This window comes from Mycobacterium shunyiense (assembly GCF_058270075.1).
In genome coordinates this window covers 168,196-194,377 of record NZ_JBZDPU010000007.1, presented here as the reverse complement: position 1 = coordinate 194,377, position 26,182 = coordinate 168,196, and the positions used below count along the sequence as shown (strand labels likewise).

Annotated in this window: 27 protein-coding genes; 18 read left to right on the top strand and 9 right to left on the bottom strand. The window is 66.2% G+C overall.

From position 1 onward, the window contains the following. Window positions 1-37: 37 nt before the first annotated feature. The 3 genes from AC4ELH_RS06505 to AC4ELH_RS06495 are packed head-to-tail and all read left to right on the top strand — an operon-like array spanning window position 38 to window position 3,365. A complete protein-coding gene (locus AC4ELH_RS06505) occupies window positions 38-958 on the top strand; it encodes a hypothetical protein (protein WP_064886197.1) in 921 nt (306 codons plus the stop codon). Window positions 959-971: 13 nt separating this feature from the next. Then, window positions 972-2,510, top strand: a complete 1,539-nt coding sequence (locus AC4ELH_RS06500; RefSeq protein ID WP_498883511.1) for a flavin-containing monooxygenase — start codon at window positions 972-974, stop codon at window positions 2,508-2,510. Between the two features lie 9 nt (window positions 2,511-2,519). Next, window positions 2,520-3,365: a MerR family transcriptional regulator gene (locus AC4ELH_RS06495; RefSeq protein ID WP_064886195.1), complete on the top strand. Its 846-nt coding sequence runs from the start codon at window positions 2,520-2,522 to the stop codon at window positions 3,363-3,365. Here AC4ELH_RS06495 and AC4ELH_RS06490 read toward each other — a convergent pair. Genes AC4ELH_RS06490 through AC4ELH_RS06480 form a run of 3 tightly spaced genes read right to left on the bottom strand, consistent with a single transcriptional unit; the run spans window position 3,352 to window position 6,251 of the window. Continuing rightward, a complete protein-coding gene (locus AC4ELH_RS06490; RefSeq protein WP_064886194.1) occupies window positions 3,352-4,533 on the bottom strand; it encodes a thiolase family protein in 1,182 nt (393 codons plus the stop codon). The genes AC4ELH_RS06495 and AC4ELH_RS06490 overlap by 14 nt on opposite strands. A gap of 52 nt (window positions 4,534-4,585) precedes the next feature. Continuing rightward, window positions 4,586-5,488: an enoyl-CoA hydratase/isomerase family protein gene (locus AC4ELH_RS06485; RefSeq protein WP_498883510.1), complete on the bottom strand. Its 903-nt coding sequence runs from the start codon at window positions 5,486-5,488 to the stop codon at window positions 4,586-4,588. After that, window positions 5,478-6,251 carry a FadR/GntR family transcriptional regulator gene (locus AC4ELH_RS06480; RefSeq protein WP_064886192.1) on the bottom strand — a complete coding sequence of 258 codons (774 nt, stop codon included), beginning with the start codon at window positions 6,249-6,251 and terminating at the stop codon, window positions 5,478-5,480. Before AC4ELH_RS06480 ends, AC4ELH_RS06485 begins: the two co-directional genes overlap by 11 nt. Window positions 6,252-6,342: 91 nt before the next feature. Here AC4ELH_RS06480 and AC4ELH_RS06475 point away from each other — a divergent pair, with 91 nt between their 5' ends. Genes AC4ELH_RS06475 through AC4ELH_RS06435 form a run of 9 tightly spaced genes read left to right on the top strand, consistent with a single transcriptional unit; the run spans window position 6,343 to window position 14,614 of the window. After that, window positions 6,343-7,137 (top strand): enoyl-CoA hydratase/isomerase family protein, encoded by a 795-nt coding sequence (locus tag AC4ELH_RS06475; RefSeq protein WP_448442920.1) that lies wholly within the window; start codon window positions 6,343-6,345, stop codon window positions 7,135-7,137. Window positions 7,138-7,146: 9 nt separating this feature from the next. Continuing rightward, window positions 7,147-7,953 carry an enoyl-CoA hydratase/isomerase family protein gene (locus AC4ELH_RS06470; RefSeq protein ID WP_498883509.1) on the top strand — a complete coding sequence of 269 codons (807 nt, stop codon included), beginning with the start codon at window positions 7,147-7,149 and terminating at the stop codon, window positions 7,951-7,953. Window positions 7,954-7,959: 6 nt separating this feature from the next. After that, on the top strand, window positions 7,960-8,733 hold the full coding sequence (locus AC4ELH_RS06465; RefSeq protein WP_498883508.1) for an enoyl-CoA hydratase/isomerase family protein: 774 nt from the start codon (window positions 7,960-7,962) through the stop codon (window positions 8,731-8,733). Beyond that, complete coding sequence (locus tag AC4ELH_RS06460) at window positions 8,733-10,181, top strand: class I adenylate-forming enzyme family protein (protein WP_498883507.1); 1,449 nt, start codon at window positions 8,733-8,735, stop codon at window positions 10,179-10,181. Before AC4ELH_RS06465 ends, AC4ELH_RS06460 begins: the two co-directional genes overlap by 1 nt. 13 nt (window positions 10,182-10,194) lie before the next feature. Beyond that, the gene (locus AC4ELH_RS06455; RefSeq protein ID WP_498883506.1) at window positions 10,195-11,619 is read left to right on the top strand and encodes a class I adenylate-forming enzyme family protein; all 1,425 of its coding nucleotides are present in this window, start codon (window positions 10,195-10,197) and stop codon (window positions 11,617-11,619) included. Between the two features lie 16 nt (window positions 11,620-11,635). Then, window positions 11,636-13,105 (top strand): class I adenylate-forming enzyme family protein, encoded by a 1,470-nt coding sequence (locus tag AC4ELH_RS06450; RefSeq protein WP_498883577.1) that lies wholly within the window; start codon window positions 11,636-11,638, stop codon window positions 13,103-13,105. Continuing rightward, entirely contained in the window at window positions 13,102-14,229 is a 1,128-nt protein-coding gene (locus AC4ELH_RS06445) for an NDMA-dependent alcohol dehydrogenase (RefSeq protein ID WP_498883505.1), read from the top strand. Before AC4ELH_RS06450 ends, AC4ELH_RS06445 begins: the two co-directional genes overlap by 4 nt. Next, window positions 14,226-14,432 carry a PaaI family thioesterase gene (locus AC4ELH_RS06440; protein WP_498883504.1) on the top strand — a complete coding sequence of 69 codons (207 nt, stop codon included), beginning with the start codon at window positions 14,226-14,228 and terminating at the stop codon, window positions 14,430-14,432. Before AC4ELH_RS06445 ends, AC4ELH_RS06440 begins: the two co-directional genes overlap by 4 nt. Next, the gene (locus AC4ELH_RS06435) at window positions 14,429-14,614 is read left to right on the top strand and encodes a hotdog domain-containing protein (RefSeq protein ID WP_498883503.1); all 186 of its coding nucleotides are present in this window, start codon (window positions 14,429-14,431) and stop codon (window positions 14,612-14,614) included. The genes AC4ELH_RS06440 and AC4ELH_RS06435 overlap by 4 nt, the downstream gene beginning before the upstream one ends. 14 nt (window positions 14,615-14,628) lie before the next feature. Here the strand turns inward: AC4ELH_RS06435 and AC4ELH_RS06430 are convergent, their stop codons facing one another. Next, entirely contained in the window at window positions 14,629-15,228 is a 600-nt protein-coding gene (locus AC4ELH_RS06430; protein ID WP_064886179.1) for a TetR/AcrR family transcriptional regulator, read from the bottom strand. A 69-nt stretch (window positions 15,229-15,297) separates the two neighbouring features. Here AC4ELH_RS06430 and AC4ELH_RS06425 point away from each other — a divergent pair, with 69 nt between their 5' ends. The 3 genes from AC4ELH_RS06425 to AC4ELH_RS06415 are packed head-to-tail and all read left to right on the top strand — an operon-like array spanning window position 15,298 to window position 17,427. After that, window positions 15,298-16,137, top strand: coding sequence for an SDR family NAD(P)-dependent oxidoreductase (locus tag AC4ELH_RS06425; RefSeq protein ID WP_448442907.1), 840 nt, complete (start codon window positions 15,298-15,300; stop codon window positions 16,135-16,137). Next, complete coding sequence (locus AC4ELH_RS06420) at window positions 16,134-16,964, top strand: TIGR03619 family F420-dependent LLM class oxidoreductase (protein ID WP_498883502.1); 831 nt, start codon at window positions 16,134-16,136, stop codon at window positions 16,962-16,964. The genes AC4ELH_RS06425 and AC4ELH_RS06420 overlap by 4 nt, the downstream gene beginning before the upstream one ends. Continuing rightward, window positions 16,957-17,427, top strand: coding sequence for a nuclear transport factor 2 family protein (locus AC4ELH_RS06415; RefSeq protein ID WP_498883501.1), 471 nt, complete (start codon window positions 16,957-16,959; stop codon window positions 17,425-17,427). Before AC4ELH_RS06420 ends, AC4ELH_RS06415 begins: the two co-directional genes overlap by 8 nt. Here the strand turns inward: AC4ELH_RS06415 and AC4ELH_RS06410 are convergent. From AC4ELH_RS06410 to fabG, 5 genes are all read right to left on the bottom strand, one after another. After that, window positions 17,424-18,611: a CaiB/BaiF CoA transferase family protein gene (locus tag AC4ELH_RS06410; RefSeq protein WP_064886172.1), complete on the bottom strand. Its 1,188-nt coding sequence runs from the start codon at window positions 18,609-18,611 to the stop codon at window positions 17,424-17,426. The genes AC4ELH_RS06415 and AC4ELH_RS06410 overlap by 4 nt on opposite strands. An 89-nt stretch (window positions 18,612-18,700) precedes the next feature. Next, a complete protein-coding gene (locus tag AC4ELH_RS06405) occupies window positions 18,701-19,369 on the bottom strand; it encodes a GntR family transcriptional regulator (RefSeq protein ID WP_418048650.1) in 669 nt (222 codons plus the stop codon). A gap of 3 nt (window positions 19,370-19,372) precedes the next feature. Then, window positions 19,373-20,566, bottom strand: coding sequence for an acyl-CoA dehydrogenase family protein (locus tag AC4ELH_RS06400; RefSeq protein WP_418048651.1), 1,194 nt, complete (start codon window positions 20,564-20,566; stop codon window positions 19,373-19,375). After that, the gene (locus AC4ELH_RS06395; RefSeq protein WP_498883500.1) at window positions 20,563-21,780 is read right to left on the bottom strand and encodes an acetyl-CoA C-acetyltransferase; all 1,218 of its coding nucleotides are present in this window, start codon (window positions 21,778-21,780) and stop codon (window positions 20,563-20,565) included. Before AC4ELH_RS06395 ends, AC4ELH_RS06400 begins: the two co-directional genes overlap by 4 nt. Next, complete coding sequence (gene fabG, locus AC4ELH_RS06390; protein ID WP_064886168.1) at window positions 21,777-22,565, bottom strand: 3-oxoacyl-ACP reductase FabG; 789 nt, start codon at window positions 22,563-22,565, stop codon at window positions 21,777-21,779. Before fabG ends, AC4ELH_RS06395 begins: the two co-directional genes overlap by 4 nt. A gap of 66 nt (window positions 22,566-22,631) precedes the next feature. Here fabG and AC4ELH_RS06385 point away from each other — a divergent pair, with 66 nt between their 5' ends. The 3 genes from AC4ELH_RS06385 to AC4ELH_RS06375 are packed head-to-tail and all read left to right on the top strand — an operon-like array spanning window position 22,632 to window position 26,157. Beyond that, window positions 22,632-23,813 carry an acyl-CoA dehydrogenase family protein gene (locus AC4ELH_RS06385; RefSeq protein ID WP_498883499.1) on the top strand — a complete coding sequence of 394 codons (1,182 nt, stop codon included), beginning with the start codon at window positions 22,632-22,634 and terminating at the stop codon, window positions 23,811-23,813. Window positions 23,814-23,838: 25 nt separating this feature from the next. Beyond that, window positions 23,839-24,660, top strand: coding sequence for a mycofactocin-coupled SDR family oxidoreductase (locus AC4ELH_RS06380; protein WP_090434121.1), 822 nt, complete (start codon window positions 23,839-23,841; stop codon window positions 24,658-24,660). 6 nt (window positions 24,661-24,666) lie between these two features. Beyond that, window positions 24,667-26,157 (top strand): class I adenylate-forming enzyme family protein, encoded by a 1,491-nt coding sequence (locus AC4ELH_RS06375; RefSeq protein ID WP_498883498.1) that lies wholly within the window; start codon window positions 24,667-24,669, stop codon window positions 26,155-26,157. Window positions 26,158-26,182: the final 25 nt, after the last annotated feature.

Sequence of the window (26,182 nt, the reverse complement as noted above, 5' to 3'; positions counted from 1 at the left end):
ACCCTTCCCGACACCCGCTCTACCGAAAGGACGCACCATGGCGATGGATCTCGACAACATGCTGCAGATGATCAAAGACCGGCAATGGGCTCTGATCGACATCGACTGGGACGCGCCGGGAGCCGAGCTGATCGAACCCGAACTGCACGCCAAGCTCAAGCCGTTCATGACCGACCTGATGTGGATCGAGAACGTCGGCGCCCGCGGCTTTGCCGCGCTGGCGAAGAAGGCACCGAATCCGACGCTCAAGAGCATCTACGAGCATTTCCACGCCGAGGAACAGAAGCACGCCAACGCCGAACTCGCCTTGATGCGCAGGTGGGGCATGCTCGAGGACGACGAGATCCCACCGCCGAACGTCAACGTCCAGTTGGTCATCAACTGGCTCGACAAGCATTCCGACGGAATGGGTCTGACGTTCCTCGGCACCGTCATCCCCATGCTCGAGGTCGCGCTGGACGGGGCATTGATCAAGTTCATCACCGACGAGGTCAAAGATCCGGTGGCACAGGAGGTGTTCAAGCGGATCAACTCCGACGAGTCCCGGCACCTGGCCGTCGACTTCGAGGTGATGGACATCCTCGGGCATGCCGATATGCGCAAGCTGCTGATCGAGCTGGTGGGCGGCTGGATCAAGCCCACATTCCTGGTCGGAGTGCTCAGCTACTTCCCGCTGCTGAACAAGATGCGCGACAACATCGTCGAGATGGGTGTCAACGAGGACCGGCTGTACCAGGCGATGCGCAGGTTCCAAAGCGTCGGCGAACGCAGCGAATTCGCCCGCCGATTGCCGATGTACCGAATCATCTCGTGGCAGAGCCGCAAGGTGATCGACCGGACCTCCAAGTACCACTGGCTGGCCGATTCACTGGTCAAGATCACCGGGATGATCCCGATGTCGTTGGTCGAGAACACCCCCACCTGGTCGCAGGAACTGACCTACGAACCCGTCGCCTGAAGGAAGCCCTGACATGACTTCTTCATCCATCTCCGTTGCCATCATCGGTGCCGGATTCGCCGGAATCGGCGCCGCCATCCGGCTCAAGGCCGAGGGCGTCGAGGATTTCGTGATATTCGAGCGCGATTCCCGAGTCGGAGGAACCTGGCGCGACAATACCTATCCCGGTGCGGCGTGCGACATTCCGTCCCGGCTGTATTCGTACAGTTTCGCTGCCAACCCGGACTGGTCACACACGTACTCCGGCAGTGCCGAGATCCTGGAGTACATCAACGGCATGGTCGAGTCGTCCGGCCTCGCCCCGACGATCCGGTTCGGGCACACCGTCGTCGGTATCTCCTACGACGCGGAGGCCGGCGAGTGGACCGTCGCCCTCGAAGGCCGCGAACCGGTACGGGCCCGAAGTGTGATCGTCGCTGCCGGTCCGCTGGCCAACGCCAGCTTCCCGAACATCCCCGGGATCGACACCTACGAGGGCCACAAGATCCACAGCGCCCGGTGGGATCACGACTACGACTTCACCGACAAACGGGTCGCGGTCGTCGGGACCGGTGCCAGCGGCGTGCAGATCGTGCCCGAACTGGTGAAGACGGCGAAGACGGTCAAGGTCTTTCAGCGGACCCCCGGGTGGGTACTGCCGCGGATCAACACTCCCACCAGCGGCCGGCTGAAGCGCCTCTACCGCATCCTCCCGGTGACCCAGAGCCTGATGAGAAGCGCCTGGTACTGGGGACACGAGTCGGTTGCCCTCGGCGTCGTCTGGGACACCCCGTTCACCCGGCTGGTCGAGGCGGTCAGCAGCGCCAATCTCCGTCTGCAGGTGAAGGATCCGTGGTTGCGGCGCCAGCTGACGCCGGATTTCTCCGCCGGATGCAAGCGGCTCCTGATGACCAGCGAGTACTACCCCGCCCTGCAGGCCGACAACTGCAAGCTGGTCACCTGGCCCATCGCTCAGCTGTCCCCCAACGGGATTCGCACCGTCGAGGGCATCGAGCACCAATTCGACTGCATCGTGTTCGCCACCGGGTTCGATGTCTGCAAGACCGGTACCCCGTTCCCGATCACCGGCATCGAAGGCCGTGAGCTGGCCGCCGAATGGAGCCGCGGCGCCTACGCGTACCGCAGCGTCGCGGTATCGGGTTATCCCAACCTGTACTTCACCTTCGGGCCGAACTCCGGCCCTGGACACAGTTCGGCACTGGTGTACATGGAGGCTCAGATCAACTACATCGTCGAGGCGATCTCGACGCTCCTGCGGCACGACTGGAAATCGCTGGATGTCCGTATCGAGGCCCAGAACCGGTACAACGAGGACATCCAACGGCGCCTGGGCTCCACCACCTGGAACTCCGGTTGCCAGAGCTGGTATCTGACCGAGGACGGTTTCAACGCGACCATGTATCCGGGGTTCGCCACCCAATACGTCAATCAGCTGAAGACGGTGAACCTGCACGACTACAGGATCACTGCGCGTCGCGACAACGAGACCGCGGCGGGCCACGACATGAGCCCCCTGGCGCAGGTCAGCGGCAGCCCCGCGGCCACCGGATAGGATTCCGGGGTGACCGAGTATCGGATTGACGACCTCGCTCGGGAGGCGGGGACGACGACCCGGAACGTTCGCGTCTACCAGGACAACGGGCTCCTGCCCCGGCCCCAGCGTCGGGGCCGGGTGGCGATCTACACCGATCGGCACCTGCGCCAGCTGCGCGCGATCACCCGGTTGCTCAGTGAGGGCTTCACGCTCAAGCACATCATGAAGTTCCTGACGGGGTTGCAGCCCGGACAGAACCTCGTCGATGTGCTGGATCTGTCCGACCTCGAGGAATTGGTCACCGCACCGTGGTCGCACCCGCAGCCACGCACCATGTCCCTCGAGGAGCTGGAAGGACGGCTCGGCGACCTGGACACATCGATGCTGCGCCGGCTGACCAACCACGGAATGATCGCGCCGACGGCCGATGCGAATATCTACTCGGTCCCCGATGTACGGCTCATCGATGACTTCGGCTCACTCGTATCCCGCGGAATGCCGCTGGAGATACTTCTGAAAACCAGCACCGCGGTCGACAAGAAGCTCGACGCCGCCGCCCGTGAGCTGACCCGCGGCGGTCATACCGAAGTTGTCCGCCAGCGGGGTCCGGGCTGGCTGCCCACCAATGATGCCGAGCTCGCTTGGGCCGCCGACCTGGTGGACACCATGCGGAGGGCCGCCAGACGACTTGCGCATGCCAGCCTGGACCGCGCCTTCGACGAAGCTGTTCGTGCCGAGTTGCACGAGTATCAGGCAGCGGGCAAGGCCGAGGCCGAATCCGGCCCGGAGACCGCTGCCGAACCTGAGCCAGACGGGGAGACCACGCCGGATCGCCCCCGCCGGGCTCAGGTCAAGCGATCTAAACCTCGATGACGACCGCGCCGCCCTGGCCGCCACCCGCGCACATCGCGGCGACGCCGATGCCGCCACCACGGCGCTGCAATTCGTAGACGAGCGTGGTGACCATGCGGGCACCGGAAGCGGCGATCGGATGGCCGAGGCTGCAGCCGCTGCCGGAGAAGTTCACCAGCTCCTCGTCGAGCCCGTACTTGCGCACCGCGGCGATCGGCACCGAGGCGAACGCCTCGTTGATCTCCCACAGCGCCACATCCGAGGGCTTGAGTCCGGCCCGGCCGAGGACCTTGCCGATCACCTCGACGCCGCCGAGACCCGTGTCCTTGGCGGGCACGCCGACCGCGCCCCAGGCCCTGACGGTGGCCAGCACATTGAGGTTCTCCGCGGCCGCATAGTCGTCACCGACCAGCGCGACAGCAGCGGCAGCGTCGTTGGTGCCGCTGCTGTTGCCCGCGGTGATGGAGAATCCTTCGATCTCCGGGTGCAGGACCTTGAGTTCGGCGAGCTTCTCGGCGGTGGTGCCGCGGCGAGGATGCTCGTCGACGCTGAACTCGATGACCGACCCGTCGGGTTGGTTCACCTTCAGCGGCACGATCTCGTCGAGGAACTTGCCCGCGTCGATGGCGGCGATGGCGCGCTGGTGCGACCGCGCGGCCCAGGCATCCATGTCCTCGCGGGTGATCCCGGCGGCCTGTGCGGTGTTCCAGCCGACCGTGATCGACATGTCGCGCATGGGTGCGTCCGGGGTCTCGACGTGCGTCGGGGTCATCCACGGCTCGATGAACTCGATCTCGGGCCCGAACCCGGGCACCCGCCACTTCATCAGCGGCGACGAGGACAGCGACTGCACACCGCCGGCCACCAGGACCCGCTCCATGCCGGAGCCGATCTGGGCCGACGCATTACCGATGGCGGTGAGCGACCCCGCACAGTGCCGGTTGACGGCCTGGCCGGGCACCGACTCCCAGCCCAGCGCGTCGGCGGCGTAGCGCGCGATATCGCCGCCGCCGTAATTGGATTCGGCGAAGATCAGGTCGTCGATGGCCTCCGGGGCGATGCCGGCGCGACGCACGACCTCGGGCAGGACGGTGGTGATCAAGGTTTCCGGCGGGGTGTTGACCAGGGTCCCTTTGAAGGAACGGCCGATCGCTGTGCGGGCAGCGCCCACGATGACGGGTGTTGGCATGGTTCCACCTTTACGCTATATCGTGTTTCTGTAACGGTATCAGGACGGGTTTCTACTGCGGTTCCGGGACGTGGAAATGCTCGTCACGCAGCCGGAACGCTTCCTTCGTGCCATGCTGCGCGCGGGTCTTGACGAAGTTGAACTCACCGGGCGAAAACTGCAGGTTGGTGCCGTAGGCGTGGAAGATGTAGCTGGCCACCTCCTCCCCCTGATACGCCTGGCTCTGCTCGACGAGGCGGAACGCCTCCTTGGCGATCACCACCCCGTCGGCGGGCATCTTGGCCGCCTTGGCCGCCCAGTACTGCGCCCGCGCCGTCACCTGGTCGGCATCGCAGGTGTCGGTGAAGACACCGAGGTGCTCGATCGAGCCGGCCTCGATGATGTCGCCGGTGAGAAGCATCCGCCGGGCCAGCACCGGACCGAGGCGGTGAAAGAACATGTGCAGGCTGCCGAGGGCGGGGCCGAGGAACCGCGTCGCGGGCATCCCGATCTTGGTGTCACGGGCGATCACCGAGATGTCGGTCATCAACGCCATCTCGAACCCCCCGCCGAGCGCGTAGCCGCTGATCTCGCCCACCGTGACCTTCGGGAAGCCCATGAAGTTGTGGTAGAAGCCAAACGACTTGCGGTCCACCGTGAGTCGGCGCCGCTGGCTCGGACGGGACTTCTTGGGCGTGGAAGGACCTTCAGCTCCAGCCCTCTGCTCTTCGCGCGAGCGCTCATCGCCATACCAGCCGTAGGCGTTGTTCATGTCCGCGCCGGTGCTGAACACACCCTCCGCGCCGCGCAGCAGCACCACGGTCAGATCGTCGTCGTCCGCCACGATGTCGAGGTAACGGGCCACCTCGTCGCGCATCGCCGCGTCGTAGGAGTTGCGCTGCCTGGGATTGTTCAGCGTGATGGTGGCGATGCGGTGGTCCGCATCGACCTCGAACAGCACCCGGTCATCTGTCATGCGAAATCAACCTCGCTTCAATGGTTTTGTCGTTACCGGCGGCCAGCGTGGTGCGCCGGGCGGCGGTGAGATGGTCGGCCGCGAGCTTGGTGGCCCGCGCCGAATTGCCGTCGGCGATCGCATCCAACAACCGCTGGTGATCGCGCAACGCGGCCCCCATGGTCTTCTCGGACATGCCGGCGCCGTCTTCCCCGGTCCACACCGACGATTCGTGCGTCGACCAGATCAACTCCAGCGAGCCGATGAGCAGGATCATCGGCTCGTTGCCGCATCGGGACACCAGGGCTTCGTGGAACCTCCGGGCGTTCGGCACGTACTGCGAGGTGTCCTCGAACTGTGCTGCCTGAAGGTCGATCTCGGCCTGCAGGTAAGGCACCACCTCGGTGGCACGGTCCTCTCGGTCCGCACACATGCCCGCACAGATCGGTTCGAGACGCAGCAGCGCCTCACTCACATCGGCGGGCGTGGCAGCGCGGGTCTGCAGCACCATGCCGATCATGTGGGCGGTGCGGTCAGCCGAGGGCATCTGCACCACGGCACCGCCGACGTTTCCGCGGCGCACCGAGATCAACCCGTCCGTCTCCAGCAGATGGATCGCCTCACGCAACGCGGGCGGGCTGACCCCGAACTCCTGGAACAGGCTCTCCTGGGTGGGAAGGATGTCACCCTCACGCAGGCGGCCGGACAGGATGTCGTCGCGCAGTTTGGACGCCACGATCTCGGCAACCCGAGGCTGCCGGATGCGCCGTACGCGTCCTTCCATCAACGACCTTTCCTTGCTAACTTGTACAAGATAGTAACCGCATCGCCTACTGTATGGGCAACTGTATGGATTCGGAAAGGCTGGTTTCCAGGTGACTGACGGTTCGGTGACCACGTCCCGTGCGGACGCCACCCTGCGCATCACGCTCGACCGTCCGGCGCGGCGTAACTCGTTGAGCCATCAGATGATCGACGATCTGGTCGCGACCCTGTCGGCAGCCGCACACGACGATTCACTGCGCGCCGTCGCCATCACCGGCGCGGCGGAAAACTTCTGCGCCGGAGCCGACTGGGTCGCCACCAACAGCACCGGACAACGGCCCCGTACCGGTGACCTGGTCCGGCGGATCCCGCACACCGCGCACCGGATCATCGAGCTGGTGTCCACCATCCAGCTACCGGTGGTATGCGCAGTGCGGGGCTGGGCGGTCGGCCTGGGCTGCAACCTGGCCCTCGCCGCCGACTTCACCATCGCCGAGGACGGGGCGACGTTCTGGGAACCGTTCATGAACCGGGGATTCACCCCCGACTCGGGGGCGACCTGGCTGCTGCCACGACTGGCGGGGGTGGCCCGGGCCAAGCGCATGCTGCTGCTCGGTGAGAAGGTCAACGGATCACAGGCGGCCGACTGGGGACTGATCCACAGCGCGGTGCCCGCCGACGAGTTGGATACGGCGGTCGATTCGCTATTGGCACGCCTGGCGGCCGGGCCGACCGTCGCGATCGGACTGGCCAAACAGGCCATTGCCTACGGCCAGCACGCCACCCTGACCCAGTCCATGAACCAAGAATTGTCCAACCTGGAACTCTCCTGCCGTACAGGCGATTTCAAAGAAGGCCTGGCTGCGTTCCGGGAACACCGCGATCCCGACTTCACCGGGCGATAAGAGGAATCGATGACAGATTACGAGACCATCAAATACGAGGTGGACGGCCACAAGGCCACCATCACCCTGAATCGGCCCGACGCGCTCAATGCGTTGTCCCCGCACATGATCACCGAACTGCGGGCCGCCTACACCGAAGCCGAGAACGACGACGACGTCTGGCTGATGATCGTCACCGCGACCGGTCGGGCCTTCTGCACCGGCGCCGACGTCAAGGAGATCCCCGGCGACGGAAAGGTCGTCAACGAACGCCCCTACCTGTCCACGTACGAACAGTGGGAGGCGCCGCAGGAGGGAACTCCGCCGTTTCGCACCATGGCCAAGCCTGTCGTGGTGGCCATCAACGGAATCTGCTGCGGCGCCGGACTGGACTGGGTCACCACCGGCGACATCGTGATCGCCTCGGACAAGGCGACGTTCTTCGACCCGCACGTCAGCATCGGTCTGGTCGCCGCCCGCGAAATGGTGCGCCTGGCCCGTGCCCTCCCCCGATCGGTGGCGCTGCGGATGGCACTGATGGGCAAGCACGAGCGCGTGACCGTCGAGCGTGCGTACGAACTCGGGTTGATCACCGAGATCGTCGAGCACGACAAACTGCTGGAACGTGCCCACGAGATCGCCGACACCGTGTGTCTCAATGCCCCACTGGCGGTCCGAGGAACCCGACTGGCCATTCACAAGACCCTGGATCTGCCGCTGCACGAAGGAGAGATCCTGGCCGAGACGTTCCGCGAGCGGGTGGTCCGCACCGAAGACGCGCTCGAAGGACCGCGGGCCTTCGTCGAGAAGCGCAAGCCCAACTGGCAGGCACGGTAACAGGCAATGGAGACACTGCTCCTCGACTTCGACCACGAAACCCGGGTGGCCACGCTCACGCTGAACCGCCCCGAGGCTCTCAACTCGTTCAACCGCGCCATGTGCCACGAGATGCGCGACGCGTGGCATGCAATCAAGGACGACGAAGGCATCAACGCGGTGGTGCTACGGGCTGCCGGCGACCGGGCTTTCAGCGCCGGGCTGGACGTGAAATCAAGCTACGGACAGCCCGAGATCGTCTGGAACCACGAGGATCCCGGTGAACTGCTCAGCCCCAAGTGGCAGAAGATGTGGAAGCCGGTGGTCTGCGCGGTGCAGGGCATGTGCACCGCCGGGGCGCTGTACTTCGTCAACGAGGCCGACATCGTGATCTGCTCCCAGGAGGCCACCTTCTTCGATTCCCATGTCAGCGCCGGACTGGTCTCGGCGCTGGAGCCGATCGGCCTGATGCGCCGGGTCGGTCTCGGCGATACGTTGCGGATGGCGTTGATGGGCAACGACGAACGGGTAAGCGCCGAGACAGCACTGCGCATCGGACTGGTCACCGAGGTGGTGGCCAGAGATCAGCTGTGGGACCGCGCACACGAGATCGCCGCCACGATCGCGGCGAAACCGCCGACTGCCACCCAGGGCACGGTGAAGGCCATCTGGGAGTCCCTGGACAAGCCGTACCGTGCCGCGATGGACCAGGGCCTCATCTATACGCGACTGGGCAATCCGATCGCCAAGGCCGAGTTGTGCGAGCGTCCCCTGCCCAAGACACAGCCCCGGATCCGCTGATGCCCCACCCGCTTTCACGGCGCATCGACGACGTACTCGAACTCGACCCGGCCGCACCGGCCATCCAGTACGACGGCCAGTGGTTCACCTGGGGACAGGTCGCGACGCTCGCGCGGCGCATCGGTGCATCGACAGCCGGCACCCGCGTCGGCATCCTCCTGCGCAACCAACCCGCCCACGTGGCAGCGCTACTCGGGGTGCTGGCGGCCGGCGGCACCGTCGTGGTGATCAATCCCTCCCGCGGCGACCAGCGCACCCGGGCCGACATCGAGACACTCGACCTGCCGGTACTCGTCGGCCTGGCCGAGGACATGGCCGCGCTGGCCTCACCCTCCCCCACGACGACGACCGTGACGATCCGCGATCTCGACACCGCGCCAGAGGTGGTTGTCGCCCCGGATCCGGCGCACGACGCCGGGCGCCCGGGGGTGGCGGTGTGGATGTTGACCAGCGGCACCACCGGCCCTCCCAAACGCGTGGACCTGACGTACGACATGCTCGCCCGCAGCGTCATCGGCCGCGATCCCGAAAACTCCCCGGCACCAACCGAACTGCGACGCGGGGTGGCCATCGTCAACTCGCCTTTGGTCCACGTCGGCGGCGTGTTCCGGGTCTTGTTGTGCATCGCCGAGGCACGGCCATTCGTGCTGCTGCCCAAGTTCGAGCTCCAACGCTGGGCCGACGCCGTGCGCGAGCACCAGCCGCGAGCGGTGTCACTGGTGCCGGCCGCACTGCGCATGGTGCTGCACTCCGACCTCACCCGCGACGACCTCGCCGGCATCCGCGCGGTCACCTCCGGCACCGCCCCGCTGTCGGCCGACGATGCCGATGCGTTCACCGAGAAGTTCGGCATCCCGGTGCTGACCTCGTACGCCGCGACCGAGTTCGGTGGCGGGGTGGCGAGCTGGACGCTGGCCGACCACCAGAAACACTGGAAGGACAAGCGGGGCAGTGTCGGCCGCGCCAAACCGGGGGCCCGGCTGCGCGTCGTCGACGAGGACGGCACCCCGCTGGGGTCCGACGAGAAGGGGCTGTTGGAGGTCAAACCGGCGCAATTCGACGCCGACGCGGACTGGATACGAACCACCGACCTGGCCCGCATCGATGCCGACGGATTCGTCTGGATACTCGGCCGCGCCGACCAGGCCATCATCCGCGGTGGATTCAAAGTGATGCCCGACGACGTGCGCACCGCCCTGGAGAGCCACCCCGCCGTGCGCGGCGCCGCGGTGATCGGCATTCCCGACGAGCGCCTCGGTGAGACGCCGGTGGCCATGGTGGAACTGCGCACGCCTGCCCCCTCGGCAGAACTCACCGATTATCTGCAGGGACGGCTGGCGCGGTACGAGATCCCCACCAGGATCGCGATTGTCGACACCATCCCGCGTACGCCGTCGGGCAAGGCTGACCTGGGTGCCGTCCGCGAGCACTTCGCCACCGGTGGCTGACACGCTGGCCGCTATGCTCGCCGGACTGCGCGGCCGGGGTGCTCATCCCCTGCTGATCTGCGACAACAGCCGGATCAGCTACGCAGAAGCCGAGAGCCGTTCTGCCTCGGCGGCTCGAGGCCTGATCCAGCTGGGGGCCGGCAAGGGCACACATATCGGGCTGCTCTATCCCAACGGGGTCGACTTCGTGGTGGCCATGCTGGCCGCGGCGCGAATCGGCGCCGTCGTGGTGCCGTACTCCACGTTTCTCACCGCAGCCGAGCTGGAGACCCAACTGCGCGACAGCGATACCGCGATCCTGCTGTCGGCACGCTCCTACCGCAATCACGACTATGCGCAACGGCTTTCCGGTATCGACGGCCCGTGCCTGCGACACGTGTTGTTCGAGATGCCCCACGCCGATGTTCCGGCACTGGCCGAATTCGAAGACGACGTCGACGGCTGCGACCCGCTGGCCATTGTCTACACCTCAGGCTCGACCGGGCCGCCGAAAGGGGCCGTGCATACTCACGCATCGCTGATCGGCCATCAACGCAACCTCAACACGATCCGTGGGCTGACGAGCTCTGATCGGCTCTTCTGCAATTCACCGTTCTTCTGGATCGGAGGTTTCGCGTTCGGTCTGCTGGCCACCATGTCCGCCGGTGCCACCCTGATCTGTTCGAACGCCACCGACCCGGCGCTCACCCTTGACCTCATCGAGGCCGAGAGACCCACTGTCACCAATGGTTTCGTCGCCGGGATCGCACATCTCACGCACCACCCGAGCTACGCCGGCCGGCAGTTCACGGCCCGCCGCGGCAACCTCTATCCGATCATGGCGCCCGACGTCCGTCCGCGGGATCCCGAGCTACGCCACAACATGCTCGGCATGACGGAGTCCGGCAGCGTCGTGCTGCTCGACGGCGACGAGACCGATCAACCCGAGCGCCGACGCGGCAGCTACGGCAGGCCGGCGCCCGGGTTCGAGACCAAGCTGCTCGAGACGGGCGAACTATGTATCCGCGGCCCGCACATGATGCAGGGCTACCACGGACGCAGCAGAGAGGACTGTTTCGACCCCGACGGCTGGTTCCACACCGGAGACCTCGTGCGCGTGGACCGGGACGGATACTTCTACTTCCTCGGTCGCGCGGGCTCGATGATCAAGACGGCGGGTGCCAATGTGACACCTGGAGAGGTGGAAAAAGCCTTCGCGACATTGGGGTTCACCGCGCACGTGCTCGGCCTTCCCGACGCCGTGCGCGGTCAGACCGTCGCCGCCGTGATCGTCACCGACACGCCGGTTGACTTCGACGCGATGCGTAGGGCGCTGCGCGACATGTTGTCGGCGTACAAAATTCCGCGGGAATTCGCAGTCTGCCCACCCGCCGAGCTGCCGACGCTTTCCAGTGGCAAGGTCGATATGCCGGCGTTGGCGGGGCTGTTCGATGCCTGACTCTCTGCCTGACTCGATGCCGGACACCGTCGATGCGCTGCTGCGTCACCATGCGCCGTCCACCAAACCCATGGTGATCGATCCGGACACCCGCATCAGTTACGCCGAGCTCGACACCAGCACTCGGAAGCTGGCGGCCGGGCTGATGACGGCCGGGGTCGCCAAGGGGTCCCGGGTCGGTCTGATCATGCCCAACTCGACGGACTGGGTACGGATTGCCATGGCAATCACCAGAATCGGGGCGATCATCGTCCCGTTGAGCACACTACTGACCAGCCAGGAACTCACGGCCCAGTTGCGGACCGCCTCCGTGCAGTACCTGATCGCCATCGAACAGTTCCGCGGCCGCCGTTACCCACACGGTCCGGTGCCGTCGCTGCGCCACACGTGGACTCCCGAGGACGTCCTCGCTTTCACCGGCACCGCACCGTTGCCACCGGTACGGCCCAGCGACCCACTCGTCGTCATGTTCACCTCGGGCAGCAGTGGCGCACCGAAAGGCGTCGTCCACTCCCATGCAAACGCCTTGGCTGCGGTCCGTTCCGGGCTCGGTGCGCGGTGCATCACCGCCGAGACACGCCTTTACCTGCCGATGCCGTTCTTCTGGGTGGGCGGTTTCGGTGCAGGCATCCTGTCGGCGCTGGTGGCCGGGGCCACCCTGGTGACCGAGCCTGTTCCCCACCCCGAATCCACCTTGGAACTCCTTCGGCGTGAACAGGTTACGTTGTTCCGCGGATGGCCCGGGCAGGCCGAATCTCTCGCTCGTCATCCCGCGAGCGCCGACCTCTCGACGCTGCGGCCGGGCAGCCTGGAGGCCCTGCTCCCGGTGCACCTGCGTGCTGAGCCCGGCGCGCGGGCGTCGCTGTTCGGGATGACCGAATCGTTCGGGCCGTACTGTGGTTACCCGGCAGATGCCGACATGCCCCGCTCCGCGTGGGGCAGCTGCGGTAAACCGTTCCCGGGAATGGACATTCGCATCGCCGACATCGCGACCGGCACAACACAACCCGCGGGCGTCACCGGCGAGATCCAGATCCGCGGGCGGCATGTCATGCGTGGAATCTGCCGCCGCAGCCGCGAGGAAGTCTTCACGCCCGACGGTTACTACCCCACCGGAGATCTGGGCTACCTCGATGGCGACGGGTTCCTGTTCTACCGCGGCCGCTCCGATGACATGTTCAAAGTCAGTGGTGCCACGGTGTATCCCAGTGAAGTACAGCGGGCGCTTCGGTCTCTTCCCGGAGTCCGCGCCGCTCATGTCGTGAATGTTCCCGATGGTCAGACCAATCAGGTCGGGGCAGTACTCGTCGGCGACAGTCTCGCGGCCGATTCGCTACGCACCGCCGCACGGGACGTACTGAGTCCGTTCAAGGTGCCCACGCTGTGGCTGCTGCTGGACGACGAAGATGCCGTGCCGCGCGGAGCCACGGGAAAGATCGACAATGCCGCACTACGCGCCATGTTGAGGGAAGGTAACCGACGATGAAAACCAAAGGTGCCCTTGTATGGGACTTCGGTCAACCGTGGTCGATCGAGGAGATCGAGATCGGCGACCCCCGCACAGGCGAAGTCAAGGTGGCTTTGGAAACCGCGGGGCTGTGCCACTCCGACCATCACTTGATGACCGGAGACATCCCGATGGCCGACTTTCCGATCCTGGGTGGGCATGAAGGTGCCGGAGTGATCGTGGAGGTGGGGCCCGAAACCGAGGGTCTAGCGGTCGGCGACCACGTGGTGATGTCCTTCATCCCTTCCTGCGGAACCTGCCCGGCTTGCCAGGTTGGCCTGCGCAATCTGTGCGACCTCGGGATGGGACTACTCGCGGGCGCTTCGGTCTCCGACGGGTCATTCCGCATACAGACCAATGGGAAGAACGTGATTCCCATGTCACTGCTCGGCACCTTCGCTCCATACGTCGTCGTGCATCGGACGTCCGTGGTGAAGATCGACCCGGCAATCCCCTTCGAGGTGGCCTGTTTGGTGGGGTGTGGGGTGACCACCGGGTACGGTTCGGCAGTACGCAGCGCGGACGTCCGGCCGGGCGAGGACGTAGCGGTTATCGGCATCGGCGGTGTCGGTGTCGCGGCCCTGCAGGGTTCGGCGATCGCCGGCGCCCGCCGCATATTCGCCGTCGACCCGGTCGAATGGAAGCGGGACCAGGCACTCAAGTTCGGTGCGCGCGAGTGCTACCCGGACGTAGCGGCTGCCTTGACCGGAGTGGCCGAAGCGACCGGCGGCCGCATGTGCCACAAGGTCATTGTGACCGTTGGCCGTACCGAGGGGCGAGATGTGGAGTCGTGGATGCGGCTCACCGCCAAAGGTGGTACGTGTGTGCTCACGGCGATGGGCAATGTGGTCGATTCCGACACCACATTGAACCTGGCCGGCCTGACCCTGCTACAGAAGAGACTGCAAGGCAGCCTGTTTGGCGGCGGCAACCCCCAGTTCGACATTCCTGAACTGCTCGCCCTCTATCAATTGGGCAAGTTGAACCTCGACGACATGGTGACCCGCGAGTACCGCCTCGATCAAATCAACGAGGCCTACCGCGACATGTTGGAGGGGCGCAACATCCGCGGTGTCATCCGCTACACCGAGGCTGACCGATGACCGCTGACATCTTCGAACTTTTTCAGCTGATCGGATACCGCGATGCCGCGGGCGCGGACGATGAGGCGGTGGTCGAGCTCCCGGTGGCCCCGCACGTGATCAACACCAACGGCGGATTACAGGGCGGTCTGCTGGCCTCCCTCGTCGACACCGCGGCGGGAAGCTGGCAATGCGGCGACTGCCGCCGGGTCACAGTGTCGTGACGTCGGACCTCAGCCTGCGCTACCTACGACCGGTCACCGACGGCGCCGCCCGAGCGGTGGCACGAATTGTCCACGCCGGCAAACGATCCATGGTGGTGCAAGTCGAGATCCGCGCAATGCCCGATGATGACCTGGCTGTCATCGCCACGGTCAGTTTCGCGATGATCCGGGCACGGACCTGAATCGCGGCTCCGCACTAACGCCGCCACCGCTGGTCCCACGGGGCCAGCAGCAGTCGGCACGCGTACCGCACATCGGCGACCGCGTTGTCCGTGTCGAGTTGCCCTGCAGTGGCCCAGGTCAGGATGCCGTACATGCACTGCTCGACCATCCTGGTCAGTCGATGATCCTCGGCAGTGGGTTCGGCAATCCCTGCCTCGGCCAGGATCCGTTCCCGCATGGACAGATCGGCAGGCGCATCGGCAGAGGACCGAATAGCGTTGATGGAAACCAGCATTGCCCTGGCCAACGACGGCTGTGCCAGCAACCGCTCGGCGGCGTCCCCCAGGAAGTCGCATACCGCTGCCACCGGATCGTCTGGAATACCACCCGATTCCGGCATCGACCGAATGGATGCATTGAGCGATGCGGCATAGAGGTGATGCTTGGTCGGGTAATAGCGATAGAGCGTGCCGAGAGCGACGCCGGCCTCGGCGGCGATGTCGGACATCTGCACTCGCTCGAGCCCGTGCACCGCCCCCAACCGGTCGGCGGCCCGAAGAATCGCGGCGATGCGCGCCTGCTGGCGGGGCGTCGACGCCTGCCCGGGTTTCCGGGGTGTTCCGATGCGCGCCATCCGGACGAACTCCTCGCAAAACTAGAATTGCTTCTAGAAATCAATACGCAGTGATGCTACAACAGACTGGTGATCGAAGAAGACTCCCAACTCGACGCGACGGCGTTCGATGCGCAGAAGTACGGCCCGTGGGCCGTCATCACCGGCGGCTCGGAAGGGGTCGGTAGATCCTTCGCGCTACGACTCGCCGCGGCGGGAGTGAATCTGCTTCTGGTCGCCCGCAAGCCCGGGCCGCTGGCAGAGTGCGCCGAACTCTGCCGCGCCCGCGGGGTCGAGGTCCGTACCCTGAGCACTGATCTCGCGGAGCCGTCCTCGGCCGGCGCTGTGGCAGAAGCAGTTGGGGACGTCGAGGTGGGCCTGCTGGTCCACAATGCCGGCGCGAACACCCACAGCGCACGGTTTCTCGACGGTGACCTCGCCGCGTTTCAGCAGGTCATCGACTTGAACATCACCACCCCGCTGGCCCTGGTCCACCATTTCGGGGCGGCGATGCGCAGCCGTCGCCGCGGGGGCATCCTGCTCGTCGGATCGATGGCCGGATACCTCGGCTCGAACCGGCACACGGTCTATGGCGGCGTCAAGGCCTTCGGCAGGATCTTCGCCGAGAGCCTCTGGCTGGAGTTGCGGGACGACAACGTCGACGTGCTCGAGCTCGTCCTGGGGGTGACCCGCACCCCGGCGATGGACCGGGTCGGACTCAACTTCGACGTTCCAGGCATGGTGGTGTCCGAGCCTGACGACGTCGCCGGCGAAGGTCTCGCCGCGCTCGGCCAGGGCCCCGTGCACGTCGTGTCGCAACACGCGAAAGTCGCTCATGCCCACAATGATCCGGACCGCGCCGCCACCATCCTGCGTACCGACAAGATGATGCGGCAGCTGATGGGATCAAAAGAGGGGTCCGCACAGTGAAGCTCGGACTCTCCACCCCCGTCGTAATGCAACACCCCGGTGAGTTCTCCCCGTGGGAAACGACCGCCGGCCCCGACGAGTTGTCGTTGATCGCCGAGAAAGCAGAAGCCCTGGGGTTTCACCACATCACCTATGCAGAGCACACCGGCATCCCCGCCTCAGCGGCACCGGTGCGCGGGGCGGTGTACTGGGACCCGCTGGCCACGCTGTCATTCCTGGCCGCCAGGACTCGACGGATCCGACTGGTCACCGCCGTTGTGGTGCTTCCGTACCACCACCCGGTCGCGCTGGCCAAGAGCTACGGGACTCTCGACCGGCTCAGCGGCGGGCGAGTCGTCCTCGGCGTCGGGGTCGGATCGCTCACCGAGGAGTTCGAGTTGCTCGGTGCCCCATGGGAAGGGCGTGGGGCCGCCGCTGACCGCGACATCGCCAGGCTGCGTGCCGCGTGGGGACAGCCGGTGGTCGACGGGTTCGCCATCGAACCACATGCCACCAGCACCGATCTCACGATCTGGGTGGGCGGACGCACCAAGCGCTCGCTGCGCCGAGCCGTCGAGTTGGGCAACGGCTGGATGCCTTTCGGATTGCCGCCGGATACGATCGCCGACTTCCTCGCGCAGCGGCGCCCGCCGGCAAATTTCGATGTCGTGCTGTCCCCGGGGGTGCCGCTGGACCCGCAAGGCGATCCGAGCAGCACCCACGCTCGGCTGAGCCGGTTGCGCGACGTCGGGGCCACGATCGCCAACTGCACACTGCAGGCCCGCAGCGCCGAGCATTTCTGCGATCAGCTCGAAGCCTTGCACACCATCGGCACCACCTATGACTGATCCCTTCGAATCCCGGCTGCACGACCTGGAGCGGCGACTGCAGGAGCTGACCGACCAGGTCGAGGTGACGCAGCTGATCGCCTCCTACGGTCCCCTCGTCGACGCCGGTGCCGCCGATGACGTCGCGGCGTTATGGAGCAAGGACGGCGGCTACGACGTCGAAGGCTGGCAGATGTGCAGCCGCGCCGACGTGGCCGCCATGGTGAACTCGGATGCGCATCAAACGCTCATCTCGCGCGGTGCCTGTCACTTTCTCGGTCCGGCTCGGGTCACCGTCGACGGCAATACCGCGGAGGCGGTGTGCGAATCGCTGCTCGTGGTGCACCGCGACGGAAAGTGGATCGTCGCACGCGCCGGCGCCAACCACTTCACGCTGCGTCGCATCGACGGCCGGTGGCAGATCGAGCGCCGCACCACCCGGGCACTGAACGGAAGCCCGGAGTCGCGCGAACTGCTGCGCTAGACGATCGCGTTCGCCCGGAGCTGCGCGATCTGCGTTGCGTCGTAGCCGATCTCGACCAGTACCTCGTCGGTGTGCTCGCCCAGCAGCGGGGCGCGCCGTCGGATCGTGCCGGGCGTCGCCGACATCCGGAACGGTGTTTCGATGATCGGCACGTCCCGGGAGGCCCCGGGGAATGGCATCCGTTGGAGGTAGCCCATGGCCTGCACATGCGGGTCATCGAGGACATCCTGGGTGGAATGCAACGGGGCAGCAGGCATTTTCGCCTTCTCAAGCAGCTCCAGCACCTGCGCCTTGGTCTTGTCGGCGCACCAGTCGGACATGATGTCGTTGAGGATGTCGCCGTTGGCCCAGCGGATGTCGTCGTTGGCGAATCGTGGATCGTCGAACAGTTCCTCGCGGCCCACGAGTCGGCACCAGCGTTTGAACATGGGCTGTCCGGCGACCTGCAGCAGAACCCATTGATCGTCAGCGGTGCGATACAGGTCGCACGGCGCGACCGACGCACCCTTGTTGCCCATTCTGGGCTTGTCGACCTGCAGCAGTTCGCGCTCGATCAAGAACGCGTTCGACAGCATCAGCGCGGTCGGTAGTAGGGCGCCCTCGACGTGCTGTCCCTCGCCCGTCTTGTCACGGTGATACAGCGCCATCATGACGCCGATCGCCAACGTCAGCGCGGTCCCGAAATCCGCGTAGGGCACCACCGTTCGGATCGGCAGGTCAGGTAGGCCCTGCCGGTAGACCGCACCCGACATCACCTGCCCGGCCCCGTCGAAACCGATCTTGTCGCTGTACGGGCCGCCCTCGCCGTATGCGGTGGCGCTGGCCAGGATGATGTCGGGTTTGACCGCTTTGAGGGTCTCGTAATCGAGTCCGCTGGCCCGCATCCCGGCCGCCGGCATGTTGGCGATCACGATGTCGGCCTGCGCCACCAGACGTCGGGTGATCTCGGCGCCCTCGGCCGTGGTGGAGTCGAGCGTCAACGACCGCTTGTTGCGGTTGCACTGCAGGAAGGTGCCACCCTCGCCGCCCTCGGTGACGGCCTGCACCCAACGGTCTTCCCCGCCTTCACGTTTCTCCACCCGCAGCACATCCGCGCCCATGTCGGCCAGGATCGCGCTGCACCACGGTGCGGCGATGAAGCGGCCGTAGTCGAGCACCCGTATCCCGTCGAGAACCCCTGCCATGCGCCCACCCTTCTCTCGGCGAGCAGACGCAAACTCGCACATTTTTGCACCGAAATGTGCGAGTTTGCGTCTGCTCGCGGATCAATTTGCTACTCCAGCACGCCCAGCCGGTCGAGGTGCTCGGTCAGCGGCTTGGACGCGGCACACAGGTGTTCGGCCATGGCGTCACGGGCCGCATCCCCGTCGCGCGCCTTGAGCGCGGCCAGGATCCGGCGGTGGTCATGGGTGGACTGCTCGGGCCAGCCCTCCACGGTCGGATACACCGATTCCAGTGCGTACCTGGTGATCTGGGACATCAGCTGGGCTAGCTTGGGCGATTCGGCCGCCCGGTTGACCCCGCGGTGGAACGCGTGGTTGAGCCGCACGGCCGCCTCGTGATCGTTCTGCGAATAGGCGACCTCCAGCTCCCGCTGGATCCGGTCGAGGTCGACGAGCTGACCGTCGGTGATCTGGCCGGCGGCCCGCGATGCCAGCTGGCCGCCGATGTGGGCCTGCACCCCGGCCACGTCGTCGATGTCTCGCCGGGTGACCGGTAGCACCAAGAACCCGCGCCGGGGCTGCTGGGTCAGCAGCCCTTCGGTGCGCAGGCCGAACAACGCTTCGCGCACCGGCGTCACACTGATCCCCAGCTCGGCCGCCAGTTGCTCGAGCCGGATGTAGTTCCCCGCCGGATAGGTCCCGTCGAAGATCCGCCGACGGATCAGCCGCGCCACGTCCTCGGCCAGCTGTGGCCGAGAAGCGAAATCGGGTATGGACACGGCTCAGACCCGATAGTCGGACAGCAGTCGCTTGCTGATGATGTTCTTCTGGATCTCGCTGGTGCCCTCACCGATCAGCAGGAACGGTGCATCACGCATCAGCCGCTCGATCTCGTACTCCTTGGAGTAGCCGTACCCGCCGTGAATCCGGAAGCTCTGCTGGGTGACCTCCGAGCAGAACTCACTCGCCATGTACTTGGCCATGCCCGCGGCCACGTCGTTGCGCTCGCCGGAGTCCTTGAGCCGGGCGGCGTTGACCATCATCAGATGGGCCGCCTCGACTTTCGTTGCCATCTCTGCCAATTGGAACGCCACCGCCTGGTGCTCGGCGATCGGCTTGCCGAACGTCTCCCGCTGCTGGGCGTAGCGCACCGCGAGCTCGAAGGCGCGGATACCCACACCGCAGGCCCGCGCGGACACGTTCACGCGACCGACCTCGACGCCGTCCATCATCTGGAAGAAGCCCTGACCGGTAACGCCGCCGAGAACGTCGTCGGCACTCGCCCGGTACCCGTCGAAGATCAGCTCAGTGGTGTCGATCCCCTTGTAGCCGAGCTTGTCGAGCTTGCCCGGGATGGTCAGCCCGGGAACCACTTCACCGAAGCCGGTGGGCTTTTCGACCAGAAAGGCTGTCAAGTTGCGGTGCGGTTTGTCGGCACCCTCGTCGGTGCGCACCAGCGCGGCCACCAGGGTGGAACTACCGCCGTTGGTCAGCCACATCTTCTGGCCGTCGATGGTGTACGTGCCGTCGTCGTTCTTCTTGGCCCGGGTGCGGATCGCCGCCACATCGGAGCCCAGCTCGGGCTCGGACATCGAGAACGCACCCCGTGTCTCGCCGGTCGCCATGCGCGGCAGGAAGTTCTGCTTCTGGGCATCGGTTCCGTGCTGGCGGATCATGTACGCGACGATGAAGTGGGTGTTGATCACCCCGGACACGCTCATCCAGCCGCGGGCCAGTTCCTCGACGCACAGCGCGTAGGTGAGCAGCGATTCGCCGAGACCGCCGTACTCCTCGGGAATCATGAGCCCGAACAGGCCCATGTCCTTCATCTGGTCGACGATGGCCTGCGGGTAGGTGTCGGAGTGCTCCAGCTCCTGGGCCGTCGGGATGACTTCCTTGTCGACGAATTGTCTTACCGTCGAAACGATCTCGGTCTGGAACTCGGTGAGTCCCAGCGTCTGGGCGAGTCTGGTCACGATGACACCCTCTCGAATACAGCGGCCAGCCCCTGGCCGCCTCCGATGCACATGGTCTCCAGCCCGTAGCGGGCCTGCCGCCGATCCAGTTCCCGGGCCAGCGTGGCGAGCATCCGCCCGCCGGTCGCCCCGACCGGATGCCCCAGCGAGATACCCGACCCCCGGACGTTGGTGCGCTCGAAGTCGGCCTCGCCGAACTTCCACTCCTTCATCACGGCCAGCGCCTGAGCGGCGAACGCCTCGTTGAGCTCGATCAGGTCGATGTCGCCGAGCTGCAGATCGGCCTTGGCCAGGGCCACCTCGGTAGCCGGGACCGGGCCGATGCCCATGACGTTGGGCGCGACACCCGCCGAGCCCCACGACACCATCCGCACCAGCGGCCGCAGGCCCAGCTCGGCGGCCTTCTCCGGGGTGGTGACGATGCACATGGACGCGGCATCGTTCTGACCACTTGAGTTGCCCGCGGTCACGGTGGACTCGGGGTCCTGCTTGAGCAGAACAGGTTTCAGCTTGGCCAGCGCCTCGACCGTGGTGTCGGCGCGCGGGTGCTCGTCGGTGTCGATCACCGTGTCACCCTTACGAGAACGGACCGTCACGGGAATGATCTCTTCGGCCAGCGCCCCGGACTGCTGGGCCGCCACCGCGCTGCGATGTGAACGCACCGCGAGCTCGTCCTGCTCAGTGCGGGTGATGGCGTACTCACGCCGCAGGTTTTCGGCGGTCTCCAGCATTCCGCCCGGCACCGGGTAGAACTGCCCACCGGCGGTCGTGCGTCCGCGTGCGAGCCCGTCATGGATCTGCACGCCGCTGCGGGCCCCGCCCCAACGCATGTCGGTCGAGTAGAACGCGACGTTGCTCATACTTTCGGCGCCACCGGCCACCACAAGATCGTTGTCCCCGCTGCGCACCTGCAGGCAGGCCTGGATCACGGCCTGCAGCCCGGAACCGCATCGTCGGTCCACCTGCATGCCGGGAACCGTCACGGGCAGACCGGCATCGAGCGCGACGACCCGTCCGATGGCCGGCGCCTCACTGTTGGGATAGCAGTGGCCCAGAATCACGTCCTGCACCTGCTTAGGTGCCACACCCGTGCGTTCCAACAGTCCCTTCAGCGCGACGACACCGAGTTCGACGGCGGACAGGGATGCGAACATGCCGCCGTAGCGGCCGATCGGAGTGCGGACCGGTTCGCAGATAACCGCGTCGCGGGTCATACGTGCCGACCCCCGGTCACCTCGAGCACGGTGCCCGTCATGTACGACGACAGATCGCTGGCCAAGAACAGCGCGACCTTGGCCACCTCGTCGGGTTCACCGGCGCGGCCCATCGGGATCTCGGCCAGCTTCTGATCCCAGATCCGTTGCGGCATGGCCTCGGTCATCGCCGACCGGATGAGACCGGGCTGGATCGCGTTTACTCGCACCCCCAGGTGCGCGAGCTCCTTGGCCGACGCCTTGGTCATCCCGACGATGCCGGCCTTGGCCGCCGAATAGTTGGTCTGGCCGACCAGGCCGACCTTGCCCGAGATCGAGGACATGTTGACGATCGCGCCACGCTTGTTCTCGCGCATGATCGCCGCAGCCGACTTGGTGCCGTTCCAGGTGCCCTTCAGGTGCACCGCGATGACCTGGTCGAACTGCTCCTCGGTCATCTTGCGCAGCGTCGCGTCGCGCGTGATGCCGGCGTTGTTGACCATGATGTCGAGCCCGCCGAACCGCTCGACAGCGGCCTGCACGAGGGCCTCGACCTCAGCACCTGAGGTCACGTCACACCGCACCGCGGTCGCGACCTCGGGCCCGCCGAGTTCCTGGGCGGCGGCCTCGGTGGCCTCAAGGTTGACGTCGCCGAGTACCACCCGGGCACCCTCGCCGATAAAGCGTTTCGCGATGGCCAGGCCCAGACCCTGGGCACCGCCTGTCACCACTGCAGTCTGACCGGTCAGCAACGACACCTGATCACCTAACTTTCGATCGCGGGGGCTCTGTCTGGCCCAGATCATATTTCATATACGATATTGGAGATTCATCGCCCCCGCGGATTCCGCGCGACGAAATGGAGCTCACCTGTGACCACGACCGCGGCCAGTTCCGAAGTCAGCGACGAGGACTTCGCCGAGATCCTGGCGCAGACCCGTAGCTTCATCCGCTCCGCCGTGGTGCCCCGCGAGAACGAGATCCTGGCCACCGACCAGGTACCCGACGATCTCCGTGACCAGGCCAAGAACATGGGGCTGTTCGGCTACGCGATCCCCCAGCAATGGGGTGGCCTAGGCCTGAACCTGGCCCAAGATGTCGAACTGGCAATGGAATTCGGCTACACGTCGCTGGCATTGCGGTCGATGTTCGGCACCAACAACGGCATCGCCGGCCAGGTCCTGGTGGGTTTCGGCACCGACGAGCAGAAGTCCCGGTGGCTGGAGGGCATCGCTTCCGGCGATGTCGTCGCCTCGTTCGCCCTGACCGAGCCCGGCGCCGGATCCAACCCGGCGGGCCTGCGCACCAAGGCCGTTCGCGACGGGGACGACTGGGTGATCGACGGCCAGAAGCGGTTCATCACGAACGCGCCCACCGCGAATCTGTTCGTCGTGTTCGCCCGTACTCGCCCCGCCGATGCCGATGGCCCCGGCATCGCTGTGTTCCTGGTACCCGCGGACGCGGCCGGCGTCGAAGTCGGGGCCAAGGACGCCAAGATGGGCCAGGAGGGCGCCTGGACCGCCGACGTCACCTTCGACGCGGTCCGGGTGCCGAACAGCGCACTCGTCGGCGGTAGCGAGGAAGTCGGCTACCGCGCCGCGATGACCTCCCTGGCCCGCGGCCGGGTCCACATCGCGGCGCTCGCCGTCGGGTCCGCTCAACGCGCGCTCGACGAGTCAGTGGCCTACGCCGCCGCGGCCACCCAGGGTGGCCAGCCGATCGGCAGCTTCCAGTTGGTGCAGGCGATGATCGCCGACCAGCAGACGGGAGTGATGGCCGGACGCGCCTTGGTACGCGACGCCGCCGCCAAGTGGGTGTCCGGCGAGGACCGCCGCATCGCCCCCTCGGCGGCCAAGCTGTTCTGCACCGAAATGGCAGGTAACGTCGCCGATCTCGCGGTGCAGATCCACGGCGGCACCGGCTACATGCGCGAGGTCCCGGTCGAGCGCATCTACCGCGAGGTCCGGCTGCTGCGTCTCTACGAGGGCACCAGTGAGATCCAGCGACTCATCATCGGCGGCGGCCTGGTCAAGGCCGCCCAACGTCAACTCTGAAATACCTATTCACTAAGGAGAATTTATGACCGAGCGGCTCGCCGGAAAGGTCGCCTTCATCACCGGAGCTGCCCGTGGGCAGGGCCGCGCGCACGCGGTTCGGATGGCCAAAGAGGGTGCCGACATCATCGCCGTCGACATCGCCGGTCCACTGCCTCCGAGCGTGCCCTACGACTCGGCCACCCCTGAGGATCTGACCGAAACCGTCCGCCTCGTGGAGGCCACCGGCAAGCGCATCATCGCCACCGCCGCCGACACCCGTGACCACGACGCGCTGCGGGAAATCGTCGGCAAAGGCGTCGCGGAGTTCGGCAGGCTCGACATCATCGTGGCCAACGCGGGCATCACCGTCCCCGAGCCCTGGAACGAGACCACCCCCGAGTCATTCCGTGACGTGATGGACATCAACGTCACCGGGACGTGGAACACCGTGATGGCCGGTGCCCAGCACATCATCGACGGCGGCCGCGGCGGGTCGATCATCCTGATCAGCTCAGCAGCCGGCATCAAGATGCAGCCGTTCATGGTGCATTACACCGCCAGCAAGCACGCGGTCGCCGGCATGGCCCGGGCATTCGCCGCAGAGCTGGGCAAGCACAAGATCCGCGTCAACAGCCTGCACCCGGGTGCGGTCAACACCCCGATGGGCACCGGCGACATGCTGGCCGCGCTCAACCGGGCCAATGACACCAACCCCGGCCTGATGCAGATGGTGACGCCGTTCCTGCCGGATTACATCGCCGAACCCGAGGACATCGCCGATGCCGCGATCTGGCTGGCGAGCGACGAGTCACGGTATGTCACCGCCAGTCGGGTCGCCGTCGATCTGGGCTCCACCCAGTTCTAGGCCGGCATGACCAGCCCGACAAGCACGGACTTCGCCGACAGGCTGGCCACCGGGCTGACGGCGTACGGTGACCGGCCGTTCATCGAATTCGCCCGAAAATGGTACTCGGGCAATGAGATCACGCAGTTCATCGAGCAGATCTCGACCGCATTGGACGAGGCCGGGGTGCTGCCGGGCGAACCGGTCGGCATCGTCGTGCGTAACCGGATTGCCCACGCGGCGACGATCCTCGGGTTCATCGCGACGCGACGCCCGGTGGTGATGATCTACTCCTATCAATCCGCCACCGCGATCGCCCGGGACGTCGAGAAACTGGCGCTGCCGGCAGTTCTCGCCGATGTCGATGACTGGACACCGGAGCTGCATGGCGCGGTGGCCTCGTCGGGCTCGGCCGGCGTCGTGCTGTCCAGCGATCCGCTGCGGGTCGGTGTGACGGCGACGCGGCAGCCCGGCAGCCGACACGACCCGACGCTGGAAAAGACCGGCCTGCACATCCTGACCAGTGGCACCACCGGTCCGCCCAAACGAATCCCGGTCGCCACCAACGTACTTGAGCACACCGTGCTGAGCATGACGATCGGTGCGGGCACCGAGGTGGTCGGAGCCGACACCCCACCAGCCTTGGTGTACTGGCCGTTCGGCAGCATCGGAGTCTGCCAGTTGCTGGCCGCGCCGTGCTCCGGCAAGCGCATGGTGTTGCTGGAGAAGTTCAGCGTCCCCGAATGGGTCGACGCGATCAAGACCTACCAAATCACCCGTGCGGGTGTGCAGCCCGCGATCCTGCGCATGCTGCTACAGGCCGACGTTCCGCGCGAGGACTTGGCGTCGTTGGATGGACTCTCGGGCGGCTCCGGACCATTGGAGCCGGAATTGCGGGCCGAGTTCGAGGGGCGCTACGGGATCCCCTTGCTGTGGGCCTATGGGGCAACCGAATTCGCCGGATCGGTATGCAGCTGGACACCTGAGCTGCATCGCCGCTACGGCGCGGACAAACCCGACAGCGTCGGCCGGCCCCTTCCCGGCGTGCGGGTCCGCATCGTCGACCCGGACACCGCCGCCGAAGTGCCCGCCGGGACCATCGGTGTGCTCGAAGCCGCCGTCGCCGTCATCGGTCCGGACTGGGTACGCACCACGGACCTGGCGTCGATGGACGAGGACGGATTCGTCATGCTCCACGGGCGTGGCGACGGCGCGATCAACCGCGGCGGCTTCAAGATCCTGCCGGAAACGGTTCGGCGGGTTCTGATCTCACATCCCAGTGTGCTCGACGCCTGCGTCGTGGGAGTTCCGGACGCCCGCCTGGGCGCGGTTCCGTTCGCCGCGGTCGAGCTACGCCGGGATGCCCCGACACCCACCGAGGCCGAGCTGAAAGACCTGGTGCGCGAGGAACTACCCAGCCATCACGTGCCGGTGGCCGTGGCGGTGGTCGATGCACTCCCCCGCAATGCCGCCCTCAAGGTGCGGCCGGCCGACGTCGCGGCGCTGTACCGCACCTAAGATCGCCCCGCGAGCAGACACATAT

What these genes read in the sequence shown, in the direction of transcription:
- AC4ELH_RS06415 (WP_498883501.1), top strand. Translation starts at nt 16,957, where the DNA reads ATGACTGATCCCTTCGAATCCCGGCTGCACGACCTGGAGCGGCGACTG.
- AC4ELH_RS06450 (WP_498883577.1), top strand. Translation starts at nt 11,636, where the DNA reads ATGCCGGACACCGTCGATGCGCTGCTGCGTCACCATGCGCCGTCCACC.
- AC4ELH_RS06455 (WP_498883506.1), top strand. Translation starts at nt 10,195, where the DNA reads ATGCTCGCCGGACTGCGCGGCCGGGGTGCTCATCCCCTGCTGATCTGC.
- AC4ELH_RS06500 (WP_498883511.1), top strand. Translation starts at nt 972, where the DNA reads ATGACTTCTTCATCCATCTCCGTTGCCATCATCGGTGCCGGATTCGCC.
- AC4ELH_RS06430 (WP_064886179.1), bottom strand. Translation starts at nt 15,228, where the DNA reads ATGGCGCGCATCGGAACACCCCGGAAACCCGGGCAGGCGTCGACGCCC.
- AC4ELH_RS06480 (WP_064886192.1), bottom strand. Translation starts at nt 6,251, where the DNA reads ATGGAAGGACGCGTACGGCGCATCCGGCAGCCTCGGGTTGCCGAGATC.
- AC4ELH_RS06505 (WP_064886197.1), top strand. Translation starts at nt 38, where the DNA reads ATGGCGATGGATCTCGACAACATGCTGCAGATGATCAAAGACCGGCAA.
- AC4ELH_RS06440 (WP_498883504.1), top strand. Translation starts at nt 14,226, where the DNA reads ATGACCGCTGACATCTTCGAACTTTTTCAGCTGATCGGATACCGCGAT.
- AC4ELH_RS06410 (WP_064886172.1), bottom strand. Translation starts at nt 18,611, where the DNA reads ATGGCAGGGGTTCTCGACGGGATACGGGTGCTCGACTACGGCCGCTTC.
- AC4ELH_RS06485 (WP_498883510.1), bottom strand. Translation starts at nt 5,488, where the DNA reads ATGACAGATGACCGGGTGCTGTTCGAGGTCGATGCGGACCACCGCATC.
- AC4ELH_RS06380 (WP_090434121.1), top strand. Translation starts at nt 23,839, where the DNA reads ATGACCGAGCGGCTCGCCGGAAAGGTCGCCTTCATCACCGGAGCTGCC.
- AC4ELH_RS06470 (WP_498883509.1), top strand. Translation starts at nt 7,147, where the DNA reads ATGACAGATTACGAGACCATCAAATACGAGGTGGACGGCCACAAGGCC.
- AC4ELH_RS06375 (WP_498883498.1), top strand. Translation starts at nt 24,667, where the DNA reads ATGACCAGCCCGACAAGCACGGACTTCGCCGACAGGCTGGCCACCGGG.
- AC4ELH_RS06490 (WP_064886194.1), bottom strand. Translation starts at nt 4,533, where the DNA reads ATGCCAACACCCGTCATCGTGGGCGCTGCCCGCACAGCGATCGGCCGT.
- fabG (WP_064886168.1), bottom strand. Translation starts at nt 22,565, where the DNA reads ATGATCTGGGCCAGACAGAGCCCCCGCGATCGAAAGTTAGGTGATCAG.
- AC4ELH_RS06460 (WP_498883507.1), top strand. Translation starts at nt 8,733, where the DNA reads ATGCCCCACCCGCTTTCACGGCGCATCGACGACGTACTCGAACTCGAC.
- AC4ELH_RS06445 (WP_498883505.1), top strand. Translation starts at nt 13,102, where the DNA reads ATGAAAACCAAAGGTGCCCTTGTATGGGACTTCGGTCAACCGTGGTCG.
- AC4ELH_RS06395 (WP_498883500.1), bottom strand. Translation starts at nt 21,780, where the DNA reads ATGACCCGCGACGCGGTTATCTGCGAACCGGTCCGCACTCCGATCGGC.
- AC4ELH_RS06465 (WP_498883508.1), top strand. Translation starts at nt 7,960, where the DNA reads ATGGAGACACTGCTCCTCGACTTCGACCACGAAACCCGGGTGGCCACG.